This is a genomic window from Citrobacter sp. Cpo015 (assembly GCF_030333035.1).
Lineage (GTDB): Bacteria > Pseudomonadota > Gammaproteobacteria > Enterobacterales > Enterobacteriaceae > Citrobacter > Citrobacter portucalensis.
The window spans coordinates 502,207-525,277 of the sequence record NZ_JAOWGS010000037.1 but is presented as its reverse complement, the minus strand read 5'-3'; the positions used below and the strand labels follow the sequence as shown (position 1 = coordinate 525,277).

Here is a 23,071-nt window from a genome sequence, read left to right as displayed (position 1 = left end):
GGCTGCAAATAATAAAAATTCGATATGGATTTGATATGTCTGTTTATAAAATACCGTTGGATAAAAATGTTCTGCAAGCAGCACAGGAACGCATTACCTGGACGCTTGAGACTCTACCGCGTGTCTGCGTTTCTTTCTCTGGAGGTAAAGATTCGGGGTTGATGTTACATCTGACCGCCGCCATTGCCCGCCAGTTACAGAAAAAAATAAACGTCTTATTTATCGACTGGGAGGCTCAGTTTTCCTGCACTATCGACTATGTCCAGGCGCTACGCGAGAATTATTCCGATGTCATCGAAGAATTTTATTGGGTTGCATTGCCGCTGACGACACAAAATTCACTGTCACAATTTCAGCCTGAATGGCAATGCTGGGAGCCGGGTACTCAATGGGTTCGCCAACCGCCTGCAGATGCCATTACCGATCCCGAGTTTTTCTCTTTCTACCAACCCGGTATGACTTTCGAGCAATTTGTTCGTGAGTTCGCTGAATGGTTTTCGCAGAAACGACCGGCCGCCATGATGGTCGGGATACGCGCCGATGAGTCATATAATCGTTTCGTCGCCATTGCGAACTCGAAAAAACAGCGTTTTGCCGATGACAAACCCTGGACCACCAGCGCCCCTGGCGGGCATACCTGGTATATTTATCCGATTTATGACTGGAAAACTGCTGACATCTGGACGTGGTTTGCGAAGTCAACGCTCCCGTGTAATCCCCTGTACAACCTGATGTATCAGGCGGGGGTTCCCACGCGATACATGCGTATCTGCGAACCCTTTGGACCAGAACAACGCCAGGGGCTGTGGCTTTACCATGTTATTGAGCCTGAACGCTGGGTAATGATGTGCTCCCGCGTCAGCGGGGTAAAAAGTGGCGGGATATATGCTGGTCAGGACAACCATTTTTACGGTCACCGCAAAATATTAAAACCCGAACATTTAAGCTGGCAGGAATACGCCATGCTGTTATTGAAGAGTATGCCGGAAACGACCGCCGAACATTACCGCAATAAAATCGCCGTCTATTTACAGTGGTATAAGAAAAAAGGCATGGAGAATATCCCACAAACCCAGGAAAGAGATATTGGTTCAGTGGATATTCCGTCATGGCGGCGTATCTGTAAGGTCCTGCTGAATAACGACTATTGGTGCCGGGCTCTCTCATTTAGTCCAACGAAACCCAAAAACTATCAACGCTACAATGAGCGCATGAAAACAAAACGCCAGGAATGGGGACTCTTATGCAACAGCGATTAACTCAGGAACTCCTCGGCTTTCTTTCTGGTTTATCAGAACCAGAGAGAATTGAAGCCATAAATGAATTCAGAAAGGCAATACACAGCGTCAGTCCCTTTCGCGAGGAGCCCGTAGATTGCGTTCTTTGGGTTAAAAATGATCATATTTCACCCAATGACTACAACCCCAATAACGTTGCGCCACCGGAGAAAAAGCTGCTGCTGAAGTCCCTCGAAGCTGACGGGTTTACGCAGCCCATTGTAGTGGTTCACTCAACGGCTGAAGAGTACGAAATTGTCGACGGTTTCCACCGCCACGAGTTAGGTAAAGCCAAAGCCTCTCTGAGGCCCAGGCTGAAAGGATATCTGCCGGTTGCCTGTTTAGAACGCGAACGCCATGAGCGTATGGCGGCAACCATTCGCCACAACCGCGCCCGCGGGCGTCATCAAATCCACGCCATGTCCGAGATTGTCCGCGAGCTATCGCAACTGGGCTGGAGTGAAGAAAGAATTGGCAAGGATCTTGGTATGGACAGCGACGAGGTGTTACGCCTGAAGCAAATCAACGGCCTGCAAGCGTTGTTTGCTGACCGTCGATTCTCCAAAGCCTGGACTGTGAAATAGCTACAACGAAACCAGACGCTCGGCTGCCGCTAACAGCGTCGATTCTTGCTTGGCAAAACAGAGGCGAATCAGTTTATGCGGGAAAGGATCGGCGCAGAACACCGACAGCGGAATTGCCGCAACGCCCACTTCAGTGGTCAGCCACTGGCAAAACTCCACGTCGTTAAGCGAGGAAACGGCGCTGTAATCGACCAGTAAAAAGTATGTGCCTTCACACGGCAGAATTTCCAGTCGGCTGTCACGCAGCGCGTTCACTAACACGTCGCGTTTTTTCTGATAAAACGCGGGCAGTTCGCGATAGTGTGCCGGATCTTCTCGTAGCATATCCGCCAGTGCGAGCTGAGCCGGCGTGTTGACGGAAAACGTCAGATACTGGTGCACTTTTCGTAGCTCAGCGCTAATGGCGGCTGGCGCAACGCAGTATCCGACCTTCCAGCCGGTCATATGGTAGGTCTTACCAAACGATGAAACAGCAACAGCGCGTTCCCGCAGCTCTGAATGTGCCAGCACGCTGGCATGCCCCTGTTTGGCGAAACAGATATGCTCATAAACTTCGTCGCTGATGACAAAGATCTCGCGTTCTTTAATCGCCTGCCACAGCGCGTCAAAATCGGCGTGATGCCACACGGTGGCAGAAGGATTATGTGGCGTGTTCAGGATAACCAATCGGGTACGGTCGCTGAGTAAGGCACCAAACGCCTGCCAGTCGACGCGAAAAGCCGGTGGTTGCAGGGCGATACGTTTAACCACACCGCCGGATAATTCAACCGCAGGCGCATAGCTGTCGTAGCTCGGGTCGAAACAAATCACCTCATCACCAGGGCGCACCAGCGCAGTGATCGCGGCATACAATGCTTCCGTTGCCCCCGCCGTGATAGTCACCTCACTATTCGCGTCAGGTTTATAGCCGTACAGGTCTGCCGTTTTATCCGCGATGGCTTCGCGCAGCGGCTGCACGCCGGTCATCGGCGCATACTGGTTTGCGCCATGCGTGACGTGATACGCCAAACGCTCTTGCAAAAAGAGTGGACCGTCAAAATCAGGAAATCCTTGCGAGAGGTTAATGGCCTGATGCTGCTGCGCCAGCGCACTCATTTGCGTGAAGATAGTGGTGCCCAGATTAGGTAGTTTGCTTTGCGGAATCAGCGGGTTATTACTCATTATTGTTATCCCAGCGTGTGATGTTGTGGTTGAAGCCACTATAGCACGATGCTAGTATTTGGCAATCAAGACGTTCAGACGTCTATATAAAAATAACCTGCCTGGACAGGACAGCCAAAAGGACAACACAACATGAGTAATACCGAAATTCGCGTCGTCACCGGCCCAGCCAACTATTTTTCCCATCCTGGCAGCCTGTCGAGACTGAACGATTTTTTCACTGCCGACCAACTTTCACGCGCCGTGTGGGTTTATGGTGAACGCGCCATCGAAGCGGCCCGCCCTTACCTGCCAGAGGCTTTTCATCTTGCCGAGGCTAAACGCCTGCTGTTTACGGGACATTGCAGCGAAACCGATGTTGCCCAACTGGCAAAAGAGTCGGGAGAGGATCGCAGTGTGGTGATTGGCGTGGGTGGCGGTACATTGCTCGACACCGCTAAAGCGTTGGCCTGTCGTCTGGATCTGCCGTTTGTCGGTATTCCTACTATCGCGGCGACCTGCGCTGCCTGGACGCCGCTCTCCGTCTGGTATAACGATGCGGGCCAGGCACTACATTTCGAAATTTTCCCTGACGCGAACTTCCTCGTGCTGGTCGAGCCCGGGATCGTTCTCAATGCGCCAGAAGAATACTTACTGGCGGGGATCGGCGACACGCTGGCAAAGTGGTATGAAGCCGTCGTGCTCGCACCTCAGCCGGAAACACTGCCATTGACAGTACGTCTGGGTATTCAAGCCGCGCAGACCATCCGCGACGTCCTGCTGGAAAGCAGCGAGCAGGCGCTGGCAGACAAACAACAAGGCACGCTAAGCCGCACGTTTTGCGATGTGGTGGATGCGATTATTGCCGGAGGCGGCATGGTTGGTGGTCTGGGTGAGCGCTACACACGCGTGGCGGCGGCGCATTCTGTTCACAATGGCCTGACCGTCCTCCCACAAACCGAGAAGTTTTTACACGGCACCAAAGTGGCGTACGGCATCCTGGTGCAGAGCGCGCTGCTGGGACAAGATGACGTGCTGGCGCAGTTAATTACCGCTTATCAGCGATTCAACCTGCCAACCCGATTAGCTCAACTGGAAGTGAACATCAATAACCGCGCCGAAATCGACAAAGTGATTGCGCACACTCTGCGCCCGGTGGAGTCCATTCACGCCCTGCCGGTAACGTTAACGCCGGAGACACTGCGCGCAGCATTCGAAAAGGTGGAGTCGTTTACGGTGTGATTATGGTGCGGGTTGCCTGATGGCGGCTTCGCCTTATCAGGCCTACGACGACAAATTACGCCAATACGATGTTGTAGGCCGGATAAGCGTCAGCACCATCCGGCAAAAAATCAACAGCACTTCGCGCCACCTTTCCCGCCATATCGCGCATCCTGGCGCTCGCGGAAAAATTCTTCGTAGGTCATTGGCGTCTGGTCCGGATGCGTGACGCGCATATGTTCAACATAATTGTCGTAATCCGGCACACCTATCATTAATCGGGCGGTTTGACCTAAATACTTCCCGGCTTTGGCGAGTGTTTCAAACATAGTGTTTCCCTGTCGTACAAACGCCCTCCCCGTTCAGGAGAGGGCTCGTTGGTTAAGAGAATATTAGTGCGCGCCTTTCGCCTGCGCCACGATCTCTTCAACATTCTCAGGCATTGGCTCGTACGGTGTCTCTTTCGAAGTTGGTTTGTCCTCTTTCAATGCTGCCAGCGCAGTTTTGATGGAGAACAGACCCAGCACCACAACGACGACCATGAAGAAGATGGTGAGACCCGCATCCAGGCGGTTGTTAAACACCAGTTGCGTCAGCTGCGACTGGGTGTACTGCGCCGGAATGTTACCGCTGTCGATCATCGCCTGGAACTTGTTGGCGATAGCCAGGAAGCCGATTTTCGCATCCGGGCTAAACGCTTTCTGCCAGCCAGCGGTCAGGGTACAAATCAGCAGCCAGGCGGTTGGGACCAGTGCCACCCACGCGTAGCGCTGGCGTTTCATCTTGAACAGCACCACAGCACAGAGCATCAACGCCATACCGGCCAGCATCTGGTTAGCGATACCAAACAGCGGCCACAGGGTATTAATACCACCCAGAGGATCCACCACGCCCTGGTGTAAGAAGTAACCCCAGGCCAGCACGCACAGCGCTGTAGCCAGCAGGTTTGCAGGCAGCGAATCGGTACGTTTCAGGCTCGGTGATACCACGCCCAGCAAGTCCTGCAGCATAAAGCGCGCGGCGCGTGTACCGGCATCTACCGCCGTCAGAATAAACAATGCTTCAAACAGAATGGCGAAGTGATACCAGAACGCCACATCCATCATGCCGCCCAGTGCGCCATGCAGAATGTACGCCATCCCGACGGCAAGCGTCGGCGCACCACCTGCGCGGGAGATGATGGATTGCTCACCCACTTCATTGGCGATTTGATGCAGGGTGTCTGGCGTAATGGCAAAGCCCCAACTGCTGACTACCTGTGCCGCAGAAGCCACTACGTCAACCGTGCCCGCAGGAGCCAGCACCGCCATCGGGCTGTTCATTGCAAAGTACACGCCCGGATCGATGATGCACGCGGAAACCAGCGCCATAATGGCGACAAAGGATTCCATCAGCATTCCGCCGTAGCCGATAAAGCAGGCCTGCCCTTCATTTGCCAGCATCTTCGGCGTGGTGCCGGAGGAAATCAGCGCATGGAAGCCAGATACCGCACCACAGGCAATAGTAATAAACAGGAACGGGAACAAGTTACCGGTCCAGACCGGGCCAGTACCGTCAACAAACTTGGTCAGCGCTGGCATGGTCAGCGTTGGACGCATGATCAAAATCCCTACCGCCAGGCCAACGATGGTGCCGATTTTCAGGAAGGTAGAGAGGTAATCACGCGGGGCCAGCAGCAGCCACACCGGCAGGACGGCGGCAACAAAACCGTAGCCCACCAGCATCCACGTCAGCTGTACGCCGGTAAAGTCAAAGTACGGTGCCCAGGTCGGGCTTTCAGCCACCCAGCCGCCGGAAATAATGGCAAACACCAGGAACACCAGACCGATGACCGACACTTCACCAATGCGGCCCGGGCGCAGATAGCGCAGATAAATCCCCATGAAGATCGCCAGCGGGATGGTGAACGCTACGGTGTAGGTTCCCCACGGACTGTGGGTCAGCGCTTTCACGACGATCATCGCCAGTACTGCGAGAATAATCACCATGATCATAAAACAGGCCACCAGCGCAATAACGCCCGCCGTTGGGCCCATCTCTTCTTTCACCAGTTCGCCAAGGGAACGACCATCGCGACGGGTAGAAACAAACAGCACCATGAAGTCCTGCACCGCACCCGCCAGTACCACCCCGGCGAGCAGCCAGATCATCCCCGGCAGATAGCCCATTTGCGCCGCCAGCACCGGTCCAACTAACGGACCCGCTCCGGCAATTGCCGCAAAATGGTGACCAAACAGCACTTTTTTATCGGTGGGAACATAATCCAGACCGTCGTTATGGCGCACGGCTGGCGTCATACGCGTCGGGTCAAGCGCCAGTACATTTTTCGCGATGTACAGGCCGTAGAAACGGTAAGCGATAAGGTAGACACAGACCGACGCCACGACTATCCACAACGCGTTGATCTGTTCACCACGATTTAATGCGATATAGCCGAGGGCAAATGCTCCCATAACGGAGAGCACTGTCCAGACGAGGTACTTCCCTGATTTGTTCATAGTTGTTATCCGTTGTCCGATCCAGAGAGATGTTACATTTTGTTTCTATAACATCTTTTCTGAATTTAACAACCTGACAACCATGCAAACCCGAAGTATCACTGATTTTTTACATTGTATTGTTAACTTGATCACTATCAACGCAGAGACAACTGAAAAAATTGCGCAGTATGTGCCAACACCTCTATGTTATATCCAATTCTCCTCTCAGCATGATGCTGAGCGTGCCACTTAATATTTTTATTATTAATAAGGATATTAATTAACAATATTAACCTGAATTTCTCAGCTTAACAGTTATTGCTCTTAGAGATTCAGACCATCCTGATTTTGTATGCAGTAAGTGCTTTATTTCACCTTAATCACCAATTTCAAAACAAAGAATATACCTGCAGCACCAGTTTTAATGACAAAATACCCCACATAAAAAAAATTAATTCAGCAGAATTTTTCAGCGCCAGGTTGTTCAGGATGGCCGTATAAGGATATAAATTATGAATAAATGCTATCGCATCGTCTGGAATATCGCGAGAAATATGTTTGTGGTGACGTCAGAACTCTCGCAGGGCGATCAACGGGTTCGCGCAACCGTCGCATGCCTGGTGTTATCGGCAGTTGGATTAATGGCAAATTGCGTTCATGCCAGCGACTACGGCCCGCTTAGCGGTGAAACCATCAACTTAAATGATGGCGATACCGTGACATCTGTCGATGGAACCACGGGTATCGAAAGTCTGTCCTCAGGGGGGCAAGGCGTACAGATTAATGGTAAAACCACCATTAACGTTACCGGTGATAGTGGTTCTATTGGGGTAAAACTTGATAACAGCGCCAATAATAATTTAGGTACCGGTACACAGATTAACGTTACAGACACAGGAACGGCGAAAGCAGCATCAACCACAGGTCTTTATATTAACAACACCAGTCCAGGCACAAATATAGACGCCGAGAATATATCAATTAACACCATCAGTAAAAAAGATGCTTACGGAATTAACGTTCATACAGAAAACACCACGCTGAACTTCGGCAACAAGAGTAAAATTATCACCGAATCCCAAAATGGTAATGCGACGGGTGTCTATTTCTATGACGACAATAATACGTTAACCATGAACGCTGGATTAATCCAGGTTAACACCGATGCAACCGGTAAGGCTGTAGGTATCGACACATACTGGGCAAATGGTACCACGCTCAATTTTGGGGATGACAGCCGCATAGAATTAACCAGCGGCACAGCCGGCGGCAGCGCGCTCTATCTTGGAAAAAACACCCAGGTTAACGCGAACGGGCTGAACATTGATTTCACCGTATCAGAGACAGGAACAGGCACCACGATTTATGGTATCCAGGAGGGGCAATACAGCCAAATTAATCTGGGCAAGAACAGCGCAATTACGCTCTCAACGCCTGGAGGTACGGCATATGGACTTGTTTCTGGTTCACAAAGTTATTTTACGGCAGATAACCTTGATATCACCCTTTCCACAACCTCTAACGAGCTCGCAAACGGTACAGGCGCGGACATCAGCGGCAACGTGGATTTTGGCAATGATTCCACCATCACCGTGCACGGTTTCTCCGAAGGATACGGGATGATTGTTGAGGATTATTCGGCAACCAGTAAAGATGATGCCATCGGAACAGTAAAGGCCAACCACCTCACCATTGACGTCACCGGCCAGAAGACGGAAGGGCTTCGAATAGAAGGCGGCGTGGTTGATTTAGGGTCAGACAGCGCCATTAGCGCAAACGGGACTGCATCAACAATTTACCTGACCGGCCGAGGATACAGTGAATTCAATGCCAGAAATCTGACCGTCACGACCGCGCAGTCCACCGCTCTTACACTAATGAGCAGCATGCATGCCGCCGTCTCCAACATTGGTGAAGGCAGCAGCATTGATGGAAGAAATTCCACAGGCCACACGACCAACGGTATTGTGGCCAACACCCCTTACAGCGCACCGACAACCATAAATTTCAACGGTTCCGCAGAGCAGCGAAACACTATCTACGCGGTTAACGGCTATGGCGCATCAGCCCAATACAGTGGCGCGACGATCAATATATCCAATACGGATATCATCATGAGCGGTAAAAATCCTTACGGTCTTTGGGCCATCGGCGATGGGGATTTTACCCATGCAGGCATCATCAATGGTGAGAATCTGACCATTGATATGACCGGCGCTAACGGCAGTGGTTACGGCGTGGTGGTGCAAGAAGGCGGTATCGTGAATCTGACGGGCGATACCACCATCATCGCCGACGGCGGCGTTGCCATCTGGAACCCGAAAGTTTCCTCGGGCGGGAATGTTCTACCTGGCGGGACGGTAAGTGGCTCAGGAAAAATGACCATAACCGGCGACATCGTTAACAGCGGCTGGGGATATATCAACCTCAATATGGACGCGGGTTCTTATTTCGCCGGAGCAACCTCGGTTAATGAAAGCTTCAACGCTCAGGGGATTGATTCAATCCTCAATCTTAACCTTGCCGAGCAGAGCCAGTGGCGGGTTACCGATGATTCCACGCTCACGACGCTGACCAACGCAGGAACCCTTGAGCTGGCGGCAGACCACACAGCCGGAACTTACAGCACTGTGCATGCTGATGAGGTCACGCTGAAAGAAAGCAGTATTCTCAGCGTCGATTTAAGCGCCGCGGCGCTGGCCAGTCAGTCCGCTAACCCGCTAATTACCGGCGGACAGGTTAATCCTGGCGGCGATCTACACATCAGCAATTCGGGTAATGCGCTGGATCTCAACGCGCTGACCTCAGACAATCAACTGGCAGACATCGACACGGTTACGCTAATTGATGCCAACTCCGCAATCGTGAGCGATTTCGCTTCGATCTCAACCGATCCGGATACCCTGCCCGACTATATCGCGATTTCTGGTCAGGTTAATGCCCTTGATAATACCCAATATGAATTGGGCGTGGGGCTCAGTTGGTACGCCGGAGACTCCGCCGCGGTCTCTACGCCTGCACACGGTACGTTCACCCTGAACGCGGGCCAGACATTTACCGTCAATGGGTTGCTGGCAGATACCTCACCCAACGCCACCACGGGATGGGACGGTAAAAGTCTGACCAAAAAAGGAGACGGCACGCTCACCCTTACCGCAAAGAATACCTGGAGCGGAATCACAGACATTCAGCAGGGAACGCTGTGGTTGACTAGTTCTGGCGCTATTGGCTCTGAAGGGAGCAAGCAGAGCATCGATGTTGAAGCTGGAGCCACTCTCGGCGGTAACGGGGTAATCAACGGTGCTGTGAACAACGTCGGCCTGCTAAGCTTTGGTGATCGTACAACGCCAGATAGCCAGTTTATCGTTAATGGTAACGTAACCAATCAAGGTGTAATCCGCAGCAGTAGTACGACTCCCGGGAATGCGTTAATCATCAACGGCGACTACACGGGCAACGGCGGTCAGCTCTCACTTAACGCCAGTTTAGGCGATGATAATTCACCAACCGACCAGCTCATTGTCTCGGGTAATGTTAACGGCAGCACCACGCTCTACATCAATAATGTGGATGGCGTGGGTGCATATACCGATCAAGGTATCGAGATTGTCGACGTCGGAGGGATATCATCGGATGACGCATTTTCTCTTGGCAATCAGATTCAAATCGGGCTGTATGAGTATCGTCTGTATGAAGATAACGAAAGCTGGTATTTGCGTTCCAAAGCAGAAACGCCTGATGACCCGGATGATGACGTCACTCCGATCGATCCTGACGATGGCGGCAGCGACGTGACGCCAGTTGATCCTGATGACGGCGGCAGCGACGTGACACCTGTCGACCCTGACGACGGCGGCAGCGACGTGACGCCAGTTGATCCTGACGATGGCGGCAGCGACGTGACACCGGTTGATCCTGATGACGGCGGCAGCGACGTCACACCGGTTGATCCTGACGACAGCGGCAGCGACGTAACCCCATCGAATCCACAATATCGCGCCGACATCGGCGCCTATTTGGGCAACCAATGGCTGGCGCGTAACCTGCAGATGCAAACGCTGTTCGATCGTGAAGGGAGCCAGTACCGCTCGGCCGAAGGAAGCGTCTGGGCGCGAATTAAAGGCGGAAAAACGGACACATCAGCTGTCAACGGCAATATCGACATGGACAGCGATTACACCCAGTTTCAGCTTGGCAGCGATATTGCTATCTGGCGCGATGAACAACAAAGCATCACGTTTGGCCTGATGGCCAGTTACCTTGACGGCAGTACCGACAGCACCGGAAATCGTGGCGCGGATGGCAGTCAGTTTACAGCCACAGGCGATATCGACGGTTACAATCTTGGCGCGTATGCCACCTGGTTCTCTGATGCCCGGCAACATCGCGGCTGGTATGTTGATACGTGGTATCAGTATGGCTTCTACAATAACAGCGTCGAGAATGGCAATGCCGGTTCAACGCATTACGACTCCCTGGCTCACGCGATTTCGCTGGAAAGCGGTTATCGCTACGACATGAATATGAGCAGCGCTAACACAGTAAGCCTGACGCCACAGGCGCAGGTTATCTGGCAACGCTACGAGGCAGATAGCGTTGAGACAAATGGTACACGCATAGACGGGCAAAATGGCGATAGCTGGACCACACGTCTTGGTCTGCGAATTGATAGCCAGCTTTCATTCGTCGATGCAACCGTCCGGCCATTCGCAGAGATTAACTGGCTACACTCCACCGACGATCTGGCCGTATCATTTGATAACGCAACGGTAAAACAGGATCTTCCTGCCGATCGCAGCGAGCTAAAAGTGGGAATTCAGGCGAATCTCAATAGCCAGTGGAACGTCAGCGTCCAGGCGGCGGGTCAGAAAGGTAATAACGACTACCGCGATCTCAACGGGAGTTTTAATCTGCGCTATAGCTGGTAACTGGTGTCACGAAGCGCGTCTAAACGACGCGCTTATCTTCACCCCATCACCGCAGTGCCTAAACGGCAGGTGCAGCAGCGTCGTCCCTGCTCATCAAAGATGACGATTTCCCAGCTTTGATTTTGACGCCCAAGGTGCAGCGGCTGGCAAACGCCGCGCACTTTCCCTTGCGATACCGCCCGATGATGCGTGGCGTTGAGTTCCGTCCCCACCACGCACTGCCCGTCGCGGGTCATCAGATAACCCGCCATTGAACCCAGCGTTTCCGCCAGGGCCGCGGATGCGCCGCCGTGCAGCAGGCCAAATGGCTGATGCGTACGGCTATCCACTGGCATTTCGGCTTCCAGCACATCATCACACAGCCGGGTATAGACTATGCCTAAATGCGCCACCATCGTGTTCTGACTGGTGGCATTGAGTTCATCCAGCGTTAAATGACGCTTCCAGATCATCGTCATGCCCCCAGCGTGGAACCGCCGTCCACCACGATATCCTGTAACGTAATGTGGCTGGCCAGATCGGAAGCGAGGAATAAAATAGTGTTGGTGATCTCTTGCGGCCGGGCGATTTTCCCCAGCGGAATCCCGAGTTTAAACTGCTCGCCAAATCCACGAATGCGCTGTTGCTCCGCGTCATCGCTAACCCACAGCGTGCGCTGCATATCGGTGTCGGTCGAGCCTGGCGACACCACATTACAGCGCACACCGCTGCCCGCCAGTTCAAGTCCGACGGTCAGCGCCAGACTTTTCAACGCGGCTTTTGACGCGCCGTAAGCACTCATGCCGATACGCGGCGTGTGCGCCGCATCCGACGCGACGGTCACGATCGCCCCGCCCTGCTGGCGACGAAACTGCGCCATCGTCTGCTGAAACAGATTGAACGCCCCACCAACGTTAACCGCAAACGTCTGCTGCCACTCCTCTGCGCTCAGCGCATCGGTGGCCCCCATACGCAAAATACCTGCGGCATTGACCAACACATCTAAACGCTCGCGCGCTTTGAGGACGCGCTGGCACACTTCAGCTACCTGTCCGGCATTCGCCACATCCAGCACTTCGGTCGCAAACGGGTAGTTATCCTGAGGAAATTCGCGATCGAATCCTGTCACCTCAGCGCCAGCATTCGCAAATGCCAACGCCGTGGTGTAGCCAATCCCTTTACCCGCGCCGGTTACCCAGACGGTTTTCCCGGCAAAATCAAATCCAGCCATTACTTCACCTCACGGGAGAGCAGTGCCCACCATGCGTCAATGGTCGGTTTTTTCGCCAGCATCACGAAATCAATGTCACCATGAACCTTACGCCAGCGCGCCGCCAGCGCCATCATGCGCACGGAATCCAGCCCGTAGTCGATCAGGTTTTCATCATCCATCGGCTCTTCAGACTCATCCAGCAACGGCAGAATAACGCTGCGCAACGCATCTTTACTGGTCGGGACCGGTGTCGGCAATAATTCCTGGGTCATTACCACACGCCCGGAACGTCCCGCCACGTATTTCAGCGACATCAGGTGTTCGTCACGGCTAAAGTCCGCCAGCGCATCGGCAACCATAAACGGCTTGATATCACGCATGAAGGCGTCCGTTGCGGTGGTCATACAGCCGATATGCGCATACACCCCGGTAATGATCAGTTGATTACGCCCGGTTTCCTTGAGCATCTGTTCCAGCGGGGAACGATGAAATGCGCTATAACGCCATTTCACCAGAATGGTATCCGCTTCATCCGGCGCCAGCGCCTCAACGATCTTTTGTTGTTCCGGGGAACGCGTCAGGCCCGGTCCCCACATATCATTGAGCAGAGCGCGGTCTTCATCACTCTGTTCTTTCGGCTGAGCGGTGTAATACACCGGAATGTTATGCTCTTTGCAGTACTGGCGCAGCGCGGCGATGTTCGCGACGACCTGCTCCATCATCGGGCAGTTATCGCCCCAAAAGCCGATAAAATAATCCTGCATGTCGTGGATCAGCAGCGCGGCGCGTTCAGGGTCAAATGCCCAGTCGACTTTGTTCACCGGAACATCGAGCGCCGTTGGTAGCGCATAAGCCTGCAGTTTAGGAATTGCCATTTCTATTTCTCCTTCAGGCCAGTGAACGTGATGCCAGCCACTGACGTAATTGTTTTTTATCTACCTTCCCCACTGGAGTCAGCGGTAATGACTCAACGCACTCAACACGATCGGGTAATTTGAATTCCGCTATGCCCTGTTCGCGTAGAAAACGGCGCACCTGCACCGCGCGCAGCGGCTCTTTCACCACCAGCCAGGCACAGCTTTTCTCACCCATCAGTTCGTCTTCCATACTGACCAGCGCGGCATGGATCACCATTGGATGGCGCAGCAGCAGGTTTTCAATCTCTTCAGCGGCGATCTTCTCCCCGCCGCGATTGATCTGATCCTTTTCACGCCCCTGAACGGTGATGTAACCATCCGGATCGATAGCGATCAGATCGCCGGAACAGTAAAAGCCGTTGGCGTCAAAGGCGCTGGCATTATGCTCAGGACTTTTGAAATAACCGCGGAAGGTGTACGGACCACGCGTCATCAGGCGTCCGGTCTCTCCCTGGGCTAAAGGGTTGCCGTCAGCGTCTGCTACCCAAACTTCATCATCGGGACACATCGGGCGACCCTGGGTATTGATGATGCGCTCAGGACTGTCGTCCAGACGGGTATAGTTCACCAGCCCTTCCGCCATGCCGAAGACCTGCTGCAACTGACAGCCAATCTCGGCTGGAATACGTGTCGCAAGCGCGGCGGAAAGTCTCGCGCCACCGACCTGAAGCAGTTTCAGCGAAGCCAGTTGCGCATTACTGCCCCACTCCGCAATCGCCTGCAACCACAGGCTCACTGCAGGTGGCACCAGCGCCGTGACGTTAACCTGATGCTGTTCAATCAGCGGGAAACACAGAGTGGCACTCGGGTCAGCCGCCAGCACCACGGTGCCGCCAGCCAGGAATACGCCCAGCGCGCCTGGCGAACTCATGGCGTAGTTATGCGCCGCCGGGATTGCGCATAAATAACGCGTTTCCCCGGTGAAGCGGCAAATCTCATTGCTGCGACGCACGCTGTAGTAGTAATCGTTATGAGTGCGAGGAATCAGCTTTGGCGTCCCGGTCGTCCCGCCAGAAAGCTGGAAGTACGCCACCTCATCAGCAGGCGATGGCGTGGCGGAAAAATCTGTCGCAGGCTGGTTTATCGCCGTTTGCAGATTGTGTTCACCTTCATCGTTGCGCAGTAACACCACGCGCACTGAATTGTGTTCAGCCACAAAAGCGTTAAGAAAATCGTCGCCGCTAAACAGCGTATGCTGGCGATCGGCAATCAGCAGTGCCGGCTCAATCTGTTTGGCGTAGGCGTTGAGTTCGTTACGCTGATGGCTGAACAGCGCCAGCACTGGAGCTACGCCCAGCTTGAGCAGCGCAAAGAAGGTGATATACAGCTCAGCCACATTGCCCAGTTGTACCAGCGCGGTTTCGCCGGGTTTGATCCCCTGGCAACGCAAACTGCAGGCAAGATTGTCAGCGACCTGATTCAGCTGGCGATAGCTCAGATGGCATTCACCATCAATAATCGCCGTATGGTCGCTGTCGGCGTGACGGGTCAGAATGTCGGTCAGCGGCAAATCCTGCCAGTAACCTTTTTCACGATACCTGCGGGCAAACTCTTCCGGCCAGCGGGTGAAAGGAATACTCATTATTGCTCCTTAAAGCCAGTCCACAAGGCTCTTAATGCAGTCCAAAAACATTCAACATCGTGGAGAGCTTGGCCCCCGTTTCACGCCATTCCGCAACCGGGGAAGAGGCTGGAACAATTCCTGCCCCGGCAAAGAAACGTACCTGATTGCGCAGCAGCTTCGCGCAGCGGATCGTCACCACCCACTCACCGTTACCTTCGGCATCACACCAGCCGACAATACCGCCGAACAATTCGCGATCGAACGGCTCCAGCTCGGCGATAAGCTTGCGCGCAACCTGATGTGGGAAGCCGCTTAGCGCAGGCGTCGGATGCAGCAGGCACGCCAGCGTCAGGGCGTTTTCCTGCGGGTTGGCTTTACCTTCAAAAGGCGTGCCGAGGTGCCAGAGCGTCGGCGTGGTAACCAACTGCGGAGAAGAAGGCAGTTGCAGTTCACGGCTGCGATCGCGCAATACCGTTTTCATCGCCTGCGTCACCAGTTCGTGCTCATGGCGGTCCTTCTCAGACGCCAGCAGGCGGATCCCTGCTTCGCGATCCAGCACATCATCAGGCTGACGACGTGCAGAGCCAGCCAGCGGCAGAGAACTGAAACGATCGCCTTCTTTGCGCAGTAGCAGTTCCGGACTGGCACCAATCAATACGCCGCCGTCTTCAATCGGCACATGGAAGTTGTAGCTCGCTGGATTTTGCGCCACCAGACGCTCCAGCAGCGCACCGCTGTCAATGTTGGCATCGGCGGTGATATCGATCAGGCGTGACAACACCACTTTGTCGACTTCCGGAGTGGACGTCAGCGCAGCCGCCCGGGCGACCATATCTTCAAAAAAGTCCTGTTCCGGGATCGATTTACGTTCAACGACGTTCAGCGACTGATGCGCGGTAAAGTAACGTGATGATTGCTGCTTCGCCGTACGAGAGAAGCTCTGCCATGATTGGGGAATAAACAGCGATGATGGCTGGCGGGTATCAAAGGGAATCGCCCCGACCATGACAGGGTTCGCGATGCCCTGCGATTTGGCATCAGCAAACAGTGCGTTCATTTTCTGTTGGAAAGAGCTGTCTGGCGAATCGCCATCAATTGCCGGTTCCGCATAGCGGGCGAAGCATCCTGACGTCGTAAAACTACGGTACGGCGACATAAAGAAAAAACTGTCGGGAGCGAGCGTCGGCATAGTCTGCGTTTTTTCCTCGGCCAGTGACGTATCCATATCATCCTCCAAAAATGATAAAGGCTCTAATAATGATTATCATTTATATTTTCGGTCGCTAACCTAAAAGTAAAGCGGCGGTATGTCAACTCTTGTGGTAGCACAATGTGCGACTTTGGCTTGCATCCTTGCTCGCTAACAATGAAAATGAGAAGCATTACTCATACTGATAACAGGAAGCCAATTCGTGAGTCTCCCCTCTTTTTGCCGCACCGTGCTCTTACTGGCAGGTTTATCTCTTTCAGGAATTTCTTCAGGTCACGCCGCCGACTGGCCGCGTCAGGTTACTGACAGCCGCGGCACGCATACGCTTGAGCATAAGCCGCAGCGAATTGTGTCCACCAGCGTGACCCTCACCGGCTCGCTGCTGGCGATTGATGCCCCGGTCATTGCCAGCGGTGCCACTACGCCGAACAATCGCATCGGCGATGCGCAGGGCTTTTTACGTCAGTGGAGCGAAGTAGCAAAAGAACGCAAACTGAGCCGCCTGTATATCGGCGAACCGAGCGCCGAAGCCGTCGCAGCTCAAATGCCGGATCTGATTCTGGTAAGCGCTACTGGGGGAGATTCTGCCCTCGCGCTATACGATCAGCTGTCCACCATTGCGCCAACGCTCATCATTAATTACGACGATAAAAGCTGGCAGTCGCTGCTGACCCAGTTAGGTGAAATTACCGGTCAGGAGCAACAGGCAGCTGCGCGAATTGCCGAGTTTGATAAGCAACTTCAGGCGGTTAAGCAACATATTACCCTGCCACCACAGCCGGTCAGCGCGCTGGTATATACCGCCGCGGCGCACAGCGCCAACCTGTGGACGCCTGAGTCAGCGCAAGGCAAGCTGATGGAGCAGTTAGGGTTCACGCTGGCAACGCTGCCTGCCAACTTGCACACCAGCCAGAGTCAGGGCAAACGCCACGATATCATCCAGCTTGGCGGTGAGAACCTGGCGGCAGGCCTGAACGGCGAAGCGCTGTTCCTGTTTGCTGGCGACAGCAAAGATGCCGACGCTATTTACGCCAATCCGCTTCTGGCGCATCTGCCAGCCGTGCAGAATAAACGCGTTTACGCCCTGGGTACGGAAACCTTCCGTCTCGACTACTACAGCGCTACGCTGCTGCTGCAACGTCTGTCGGCTCTGTTTTAATATTCAGCGCCGGATGCGGCTCACGCCTTATCCGGCCTACAAACCATAGAGCACAATGCGATCAGGCATTCACAGGGACCTGCCGGAATCGGCGCACTTCTCCCAACAACAGCAGCAGTAACAGACCGACAATCACCAGCCCAAATCCACTCACGCTTGCCGAAGCAACCGGCGTCATCATCGCGCCCAGACCACCTAACAACGCCGCGCCAATCGCATCGCCGGTGACGTTTTGCGCCGTCCACAAACCGTTAATTCGTCCGAGCATCGCTTCCGGCGTCTGCGTCTGTAACAGGGTGTACTGCAACAAAGAGCTGACCGCACTCAACCAGCCAAACAGCGCCAGACAAACCACACCAAGCTGCCAGACGGGCATCAAGCCAAACAGGCCGATAGCCAGAAATGAAGCCACGGTCGATGCCAGCATAATCAGTCCCGGGCGAACGCTGTGCGCCAGTTGTCCGCTGGTCAATGCGCCCACGGCTGCCCCCAGCGGAATAGCCGCATACAGCAGGCCAATTTGCGCACTCGACATGTGCCAGTTAATCGCCAATGCCGGATACAGCACACGCACGGCGCTCGCCATGGTTAACAGACCACCGAGCAGCGCAATGCCGCCAATCAGCGGGCTGGCAAGCAGAAAGCGAAATGCTGCCAGCAGCGATTTCAGCGGATGCTCGCGCGGCTGCGGCGGAGGCGGCAACGCAGGAAGGCTCAGCAACGGTAGTAAGGTAATGAAGGTTCCCGCCGCCGCCAGTCCGTAGTTCCAGGCCACGCCGCCAGTCGCGAGCAGCACCCCGCCAAGCATCGGTGAAATTACCGATCCCAGACGCACCGTCAGCATGGTAATCGCCCCGGCCTGCATCAAATTCTCGCGCCCAACCAGCGCTGGCGTCGCAGCCAGCAATGCGGTCACGCCCAGAGAGGCAAAGAAACCATCCCATAAGCCAAGCAGATAAATCGCCAGCAACGACGGTTCGGGCAGCAGCGCATTCAGACACAGGCCAATAAAGCCAATACCACAGGTTCCACGCGCCAGCAGGATCACTTTTTTACGCTCATAGCGGTCGGCCAGCACTCCGCCCACCATCAGGCCAATAAACATTGCGCTACCGGTCAACGTCACCGACAAACCCACCTGCCAGGTCGACTGGGTCATCATCTGGATCTGTACCGGAACCGCCACGCCGAGTAGCCCCAGAGAGACAATGGAAATAAAACGGGCGAGGAAGACAGCGCGAAATGCTGGGTGGGTCTTTAACAGGCTGAGATTGAGCAGCCAGGATTGTCGATTCATTACAGAGCCTTACCAGGTACTTTTTCAATATCCATTCGATGGCTGCACATGCTAACATATCCAAATAAGATCGATAACGATAATTACTATCATTATCAGGGAAGTTGATATGTCATGCTCTGTTTCCGCGACACGCGCCTTCGCCGTGCCCGGACTATTGTTATTACTTGTTCTCACCACGGTATTAAGTCTGGTTATTGGCGCCAAGTCGCTACCTGCCTCCGTGGTGCTGGATGCGCTCACCGGCAGTTGTCAAAGTGCTGATTGCACCATCGTGCTGGACGCGCGCCTGCCGCGCACGCTGGCGGGGCTGCTCGCCGGTGGTGCGCTGGGCCTGGCTGGCGCACTAATGCAAACGCTCACGCGTAACCCTCTCGCCGATCCCGGCATTCTGGGTGTCAACTCCGGCGCCAGCTTCGCTATTGTGCTGGGGGCCGCGCTGTTCGGCTTTTCCTCTGCGCAAGAACAGCTGCTGATGGCCTTTTGCGGTGCGCTGGCTGCATCGCTGATCGTAGCTTTTACCGGTAGTCAGGGCGGCGGGCAGTTAAGCCCGGTACGTCTGACCCTGGCGGGCGTCGCGCTGGGCGCGGTGCTGGAAGGATTATCCACCGGCATCGCCCTGCTCAACCCGGACGTTTACGATCAGCTGCGTTTCTGGCAAGCCGGCTCACTGGATATCCGCAGCCTGCAAACGCTGAAAGTTGTGCTGGTACCGGTACTGATTGCCGCGGCTGTCGCACTGTTTCTCAGTCGCGCTCTGAATAGCCTGAGTCTCGGCAGCGACACCGCTACCGCGCTTGGCAGTAAAGTCGCTCGCACGCAATTTATTGGCCTGCTGGTTATTACCGTACTGTGCGGCAGTGCGACCGCGATTGTTGGTCCTATCGCCTTTATCGGCCTGATGATGCCGCACATGGCGCGCTGGCTGGTGGGGGCGGATCACCGCTGGTCACTGCCCGTAACCCTACTGGCAACGCCTACTCTGTTACTGATTGCCGATATAATCGGTCGCCTGATTGTCCCCGGCGAGCTGCGCGTGTCGGTAGTCAGTGCTTTTATCGGTGCACCGGTGCTTATCTTTCTGGTACGCCGTAAATCGCGTGGGGGTGGCGCATGATGCACCTCTCCCGCCGCCTGATAATCAGCAGCCTGCTGCTGGTTGCAGGTTGTCTCGTCATTGGTTTGTGGAGCCTGCGTAGCGGCGTTGTTACGCTGGAAACCCAGCAAATTATTGCCGCCCTGCTCGGCGATGCGCCGCGCAGTATTACGCTGGTGGTGACCGAATGGCGTTTGCCACGCGTGCTCATGGCGCTATTAATTGGCGCGGCTCTCGGCGTGAGCGGCGCAATATTTCAGTCGCTGATGCGCAACCCGCTGGGCAGCCCGGATGTGATGGGTTTCAATACCGGAGCCTGGAGCGGTGTGCTGGTGGCAATGGTGCTGTTCGGACAGCATCTCACCGCTATCGCGCTGGCGGCCATGCTGGGTGGGATTCTGACTTCTCTGGTGGTCTGGGCGCTCGCCTGGCGCAATGGGATCGACACCTTCCGGCTGATTATTATCGGTATCGGCATTCGCGCCATGCTGGTGGCGTTCAACACCTGGCTACTGCTGAAAGCATCATTAGAAACCGCGCTGACGGCCGGGCTGTGGAACGCCGGATCGCTCAATGGCCTGACCTGGGCCAAAACCTGGCCTTCTGCCCCGCTGATTATCATCATGCTGGTGTGCGCCGCGCTGCTGGTACGCCGGATGCGCTTACTGGAAATGGGTGATGACAGCGCCTGTGCGCTTGGCGTCAGCGTTGAGCGCTCACGTCTGATGATGATGCTGGTTGCGGTGGTACTGACCGCTGCCGCCACCGCGCTGGCCGGTCCTATCTCGTTTATTGCTCTTGTCGCGCCGCATATCGCGCGACGTATAAGCGGTACATCGCGCTGGGGATTAACCCTGTCGGCGCTGTGCGGCGCGTTGCTGTTGCTGATGGCGGATTTATGCGCCCAACAGCTGTTTATGCCTTATCAGCTTCCGGTGGGCGTTGTCACCGTAAGCCTCGGCGGTATTTATCTTATCGTCTTGTTAATTCAGGAGTCCCGCAAAAAATGATCGAATCAGTAGCCCGTTTGCGTGGCGACCAGTTAACGTTGGGTTATGGCAAGTTTACCGTGGCGGAAAACCTCAATGTGTCGATTCCCGACGGCCATTTCACCGCGATTATCGGGCCAAACGGCTGCGGGAAATCAACACTACTGCGCACGCTGAGTCGTCTGATGACGCCCGTGCACGGCAAGGTCTGGCTCGACGGCGAGCATATTCAGCACTATGCCAGCAAAGAAGTCGCCCGCAGAATAGGTTTGCTGGCGCAAAACGCCACCACGCCGGGGGATATTACGGTACAGGAGCTGGTTGCCCGCGGACGCTACCCACACCAGCCGCTGTTTACCCGCTGGCGGCAAGAGGATGAAATTGCGGTCTCAAACGCCATGCAGGCGACGAGTATCACCCACCTGGCATCACAAAGTGTGGATACCCTTTCCGGCGGACAACGTCAGCGTGCATGGATTGCGATGGTGCTGGCGCAGGAAACGTCGATTATGCTGCTCGATGAACCCACCACCTGGCTGGATATCAGTCATCAGATCGATCTGCTGGAACTGCTGAGTGAGCTAAACCGGGAAAAAGGTTACACGCTGGCCGCCGTTTTGCACGACCTGAATCAGGCCTGTCGCTATGCAACACACCTGATCGCGCTGCGTGACGGAAAAATTATTGCCGAGGGTGCACCGAAGGAGATCGTCACCGCGCAGCTTATTGAAAAAATCTATGGACTGCGCTGTATGATTATCGACGATCCGGTTGCCGGAACGCCGTTAGTGGTGCCGCTTGGACGCAACAAATAACACGCGTTACAGTATGGCGGCCAGCTTGCCGCCATACGACAATTCATCACACCAGTTGCTGATCAATAAACGTCATTTTTTGCTTACGCGACATCATGGCATGGTTCAACAGAACACCACCACACGCCACCATTCCCCCCAGTAATGCGGCCAGAATAACGATCATTGATTTAGCCGGACCGTCTTTTTTCACCGGCAGCGAAGGTGAAAGTTGATATTTAAACGGCGTAAATGTTACGTCACCCACATTCATCGCTAACAGTTGCTCAACGTGGTACTGGCGATTACGTAATTCACCGTTAATTTCAGCAACATCCGTTACTGATTTTTCTATTTCTAATTTACGTTCGATGCCGTCAGCACCCAGTGAAATAGAGAAATCGGGGTCATCCTTCACCGCCTGGCCATTACTGTAGACCGGCTTTTTAATCCCGGCGGCATTGGCGATCTCCAGCGAGTAGTTCAGTCGCTGGATATTTGCTTCCAACTGGTTTTTGAGCCTGACGCGATCCATCTCCAGTCTTTCTTTTTCATAACTGGTTTTGATGGACAATTTATTGCGAATATCTTCCAGCGTTTCTTTCACCACAAGGGCAGAAATATACTGGATATATCCCTTCAGCACTGACTGGGCTTCTTCGGCCTGAGGTGCGGTAAAACTCAGTGTCCATGAGGTATACAGCGAAGTTTCGTTCTTCTTACCCAGGTTAGTATCAACCGCTTTCATTTTCTCACTGAGCCTGACAATTGCCTGATGCAACTCCATTTCGTCGATATCAGCGCCCTTCAATTGCGCCATCACGTAAGGCGAAGAGCGCAGGTACTCTTCTAACAATGAAGGCGACTGGAATTTTTTGATAAACAGGTTAAACACATCATCACGGCTAACGCTAATATCCATATCCAGCACGCGCAATTTGGTCAACGTATTCTCTAATCCCTGCCATTGAACCGCTTCCGCCGGCGTCACGACGGCCTGACTGGTCCATTTTTGTGGCAGCAGAAAAGAGACCAGAATACCCACACAAGCAAAGGCGAAAACGGTCGCTATAATTTTCGTTCTTGCACGCCATAAGATTTCGATTAGATTCACTAAATCGATTTCATTTGCGTTTGCCGTTGGCTGAGGATACCCAGTAAATTCCGAAACGTTATCTTGCTTTATATTTAATGATGACATGTTGTGTGACCTGAAAACTTTC

18 protein-coding genes are annotated in these 23,071 nt (G+C 54.1%); 8 read left to right on the top strand and 10 right to left on the bottom strand.

Features of this window, described 5'->3' with window-relative positions; translation table 11 throughout:
• Nucleotides 1–35 precede the first annotated feature (35 nt).
• Both OGY67_RS18145 and OGY67_RS18140 read left to right on the top strand, forming a co-directional pair.
• The gene (locus tag OGY67_RS18145; RefSeq protein WP_286574345.1) at nt 36–1,259 is read left to right on the top strand and encodes a phosphoadenosine phosphosulfate reductase; all 1,224 of its coding nucleotides are present in this window, start codon (nt 36–38) and stop codon (nt 1,257–1,259) included.
• The gene (locus tag OGY67_RS18140; protein ID WP_032942666.1) at nt 1,244–1,861 is read left to right on the top strand and encodes an IbrB-like domain-containing protein; all 618 of its coding nucleotides are present in this window, start codon (nt 1,244–1,246) and stop codon (nt 1,859–1,861) included. The genes OGY67_RS18145 and OGY67_RS18140 overlap by 16 nt, the downstream gene beginning before the upstream one ends.
• On the opposite strand, the gene OGY67_RS18135 is transcribed toward OGY67_RS18140, so the two are convergent.
• Nucleotides 1,862–3,022 carry a pyridoxal phosphate-dependent aminotransferase gene (locus OGY67_RS18135; protein WP_208744567.1) on the bottom strand — a complete coding sequence of 387 codons (1,161 nt, stop codon included), beginning with the start codon at nt 3,020–3,022 and terminating at the stop codon, nt 1,862–1,864. It lies immediately after the preceding gene.
• Nucleotides 3,023–3,154: 132 nt separating this feature from the next.
• On the opposite strand from OGY67_RS18135, the gene OGY67_RS18130 reads away from it, so the two are divergent.
• A complete protein-coding gene (locus OGY67_RS18130) occupies nt 3,155–4,243 on the top strand; it encodes an oxidoreductase (RefSeq protein ID WP_286574344.1) in 1,089 nt (362 codons plus the stop codon).
• A gap of 110 nt (nt 4,244–4,353) precedes the next feature.
• Here the strand turns inward: OGY67_RS18130 and OGY67_RS18125 are convergent, their stop codons facing one another.
• A complete protein-coding gene (locus OGY67_RS18125) occupies nt 4,354–4,551 on the bottom strand; it encodes a YbdD/YjiX family protein (protein WP_003022064.1) in 198 nt (65 codons plus the stop codon).
• A gap of 63 nt (nt 4,552–4,614) precedes the next feature.
• Nucleotides 4,615–6,720, bottom strand: coding sequence for a pyruvate/proton symporter CstA (gene cstA, locus OGY67_RS18120; RefSeq protein WP_008784063.1), 2,106 nt, complete (start codon nt 6,718–6,720; stop codon nt 4,615–4,617).
• A gap of 494 nt (nt 6,721–7,214) precedes the next feature.
• Here cstA and OGY67_RS18115 point away from each other — a divergent pair, with 494 nt between their 5' ends.
• Complete coding sequence (locus OGY67_RS18115; protein ID WP_286574343.1) at nt 7,215–11,630, top strand: autotransporter outer membrane beta-barrel domain-containing protein; 4,416 nt, start codon at nt 7,215–7,217, stop codon at nt 11,628–11,630.
• Between the two features lie 38 nt (nt 11,631–11,668).
• Here OGY67_RS18115 and entH read toward each other — a convergent pair whose 3' ends face one another.
• From entH to entC, 5 genes are read right to left on the bottom strand one after another with little or no spacing between them, the layout of a single operon-like run.
• Entirely contained in the window at nt 11,669–12,082 is a 414-nt protein-coding gene (gene entH, locus OGY67_RS18110; protein WP_286574469.1) for a proofreading thioesterase EntH, read from the bottom strand.
• A gap of 2 nt (nt 12,083–12,084) precedes the next feature.
• Nucleotides 12,085–12,840 carry a 2,3-dihydro-2,3-dihydroxybenzoate dehydrogenase EntA gene (gene entA, locus OGY67_RS18105; RefSeq protein ID WP_137377145.1) on the bottom strand — a complete coding sequence of 252 codons (756 nt, stop codon included), beginning with the start codon at nt 12,838–12,840 and terminating at the stop codon, nt 12,085–12,087.
• Entirely contained in the window at nt 12,840–13,697 is an 858-nt protein-coding gene (locus OGY67_RS18100) for an isochorismatase (protein ID WP_003831197.1), read from the bottom strand. Before OGY67_RS18100 ends, entA begins: the two co-directional genes overlap by 1 nt.
• Before the next feature lie 13 nt (nt 13,698–13,710).
• On the bottom strand, nt 13,711–15,321 hold the full coding sequence (entE, locus tag OGY67_RS18095) for a (2,3-dihydroxybenzoyl)adenylate synthase EntE (protein WP_286574342.1): 1,611 nt from the start codon (nt 15,319–15,321) through the stop codon (nt 13,711–13,713).
• Nucleotides 15,322–15,352: 31 nt separating this feature from the next.
• Nucleotides 15,353–16,528 (bottom strand): isochorismate synthase EntC, encoded by a 1,176-nt coding sequence (entC, locus tag OGY67_RS18090; protein WP_286574341.1) that lies wholly within the window; start codon nt 16,526–16,528, stop codon nt 15,353–15,355.
• A 187-nt stretch (nt 16,529–16,715) separates the two neighbouring features.
• On the opposite strand from entC, the gene fepB reads away from it, so the two are divergent.
• The gene (fepB, locus tag OGY67_RS18085; protein ID WP_079934792.1) at nt 16,716–17,672 is read left to right on the top strand and encodes a Fe2+-enterobactin ABC transporter substrate-binding protein; all 957 of its coding nucleotides are present in this window, start codon (nt 16,716–16,718) and stop codon (nt 17,670–17,672) included.
• 61 nt (nt 17,673–17,733) lie between these two features.
• Here fepB and entS read toward each other — a convergent pair whose 3' ends face one another.
• Nucleotides 17,734–18,969 carry an enterobactin transporter EntS gene (gene entS / locus OGY67_RS18080; RefSeq protein WP_111465939.1) on the bottom strand — a complete coding sequence of 412 codons (1,236 nt, stop codon included), beginning with the start codon at nt 18,967–18,969 and terminating at the stop codon, nt 17,734–17,736.
• 109 nt (nt 18,970–19,078) lie between these two features.
• On the opposite strand from entS, the gene fepD reads away from it, so the two are divergent.
• Genes fepD through fepC form a run of 3 tightly spaced genes read left to right on the top strand, consistent with a single transcriptional unit; the run spans nt 19,079 to nt 21,869 of the window.
• Entirely contained in the window at nt 19,079–20,086 is a 1,008-nt protein-coding gene (fepD, locus tag OGY67_RS18075) for a Fe(3+)-siderophore ABC transporter permease (RefSeq protein WP_032942654.1), read from the top strand.
• Nucleotides 20,083–21,075 (top strand): iron-enterobactin ABC transporter permease, encoded by a 993-nt coding sequence (fepG, locus tag OGY67_RS18070; protein WP_008784056.1) that lies wholly within the window; start codon nt 20,083–20,085, stop codon nt 21,073–21,075. The genes fepD and fepG overlap by 4 nt, the downstream gene beginning before the upstream one ends.
• Nucleotides 21,072–21,869, top strand: coding sequence for an iron-enterobactin ABC transporter ATP-binding protein (fepC, locus tag OGY67_RS18065; protein ID WP_286574340.1), 798 nt, complete (start codon nt 21,072–21,074; stop codon nt 21,867–21,869). The genes fepG and fepC overlap by 4 nt, the downstream gene beginning before the upstream one ends.
• A gap of 46 nt (nt 21,870–21,915) precedes the next feature.
• Here fepC and wzz(fepE) read toward each other — a convergent pair whose 3' ends face one another.
• A complete protein-coding gene (gene wzz(fepE), locus OGY67_RS18060; protein WP_286574339.1) occupies nt 21,916–23,049 on the bottom strand; it encodes an LPS O-antigen length regulator Wzz(fepE) in 1,134 nt (377 codons plus the stop codon).
• Nucleotides 23,050–23,071: the final 22 nt, after the last annotated feature.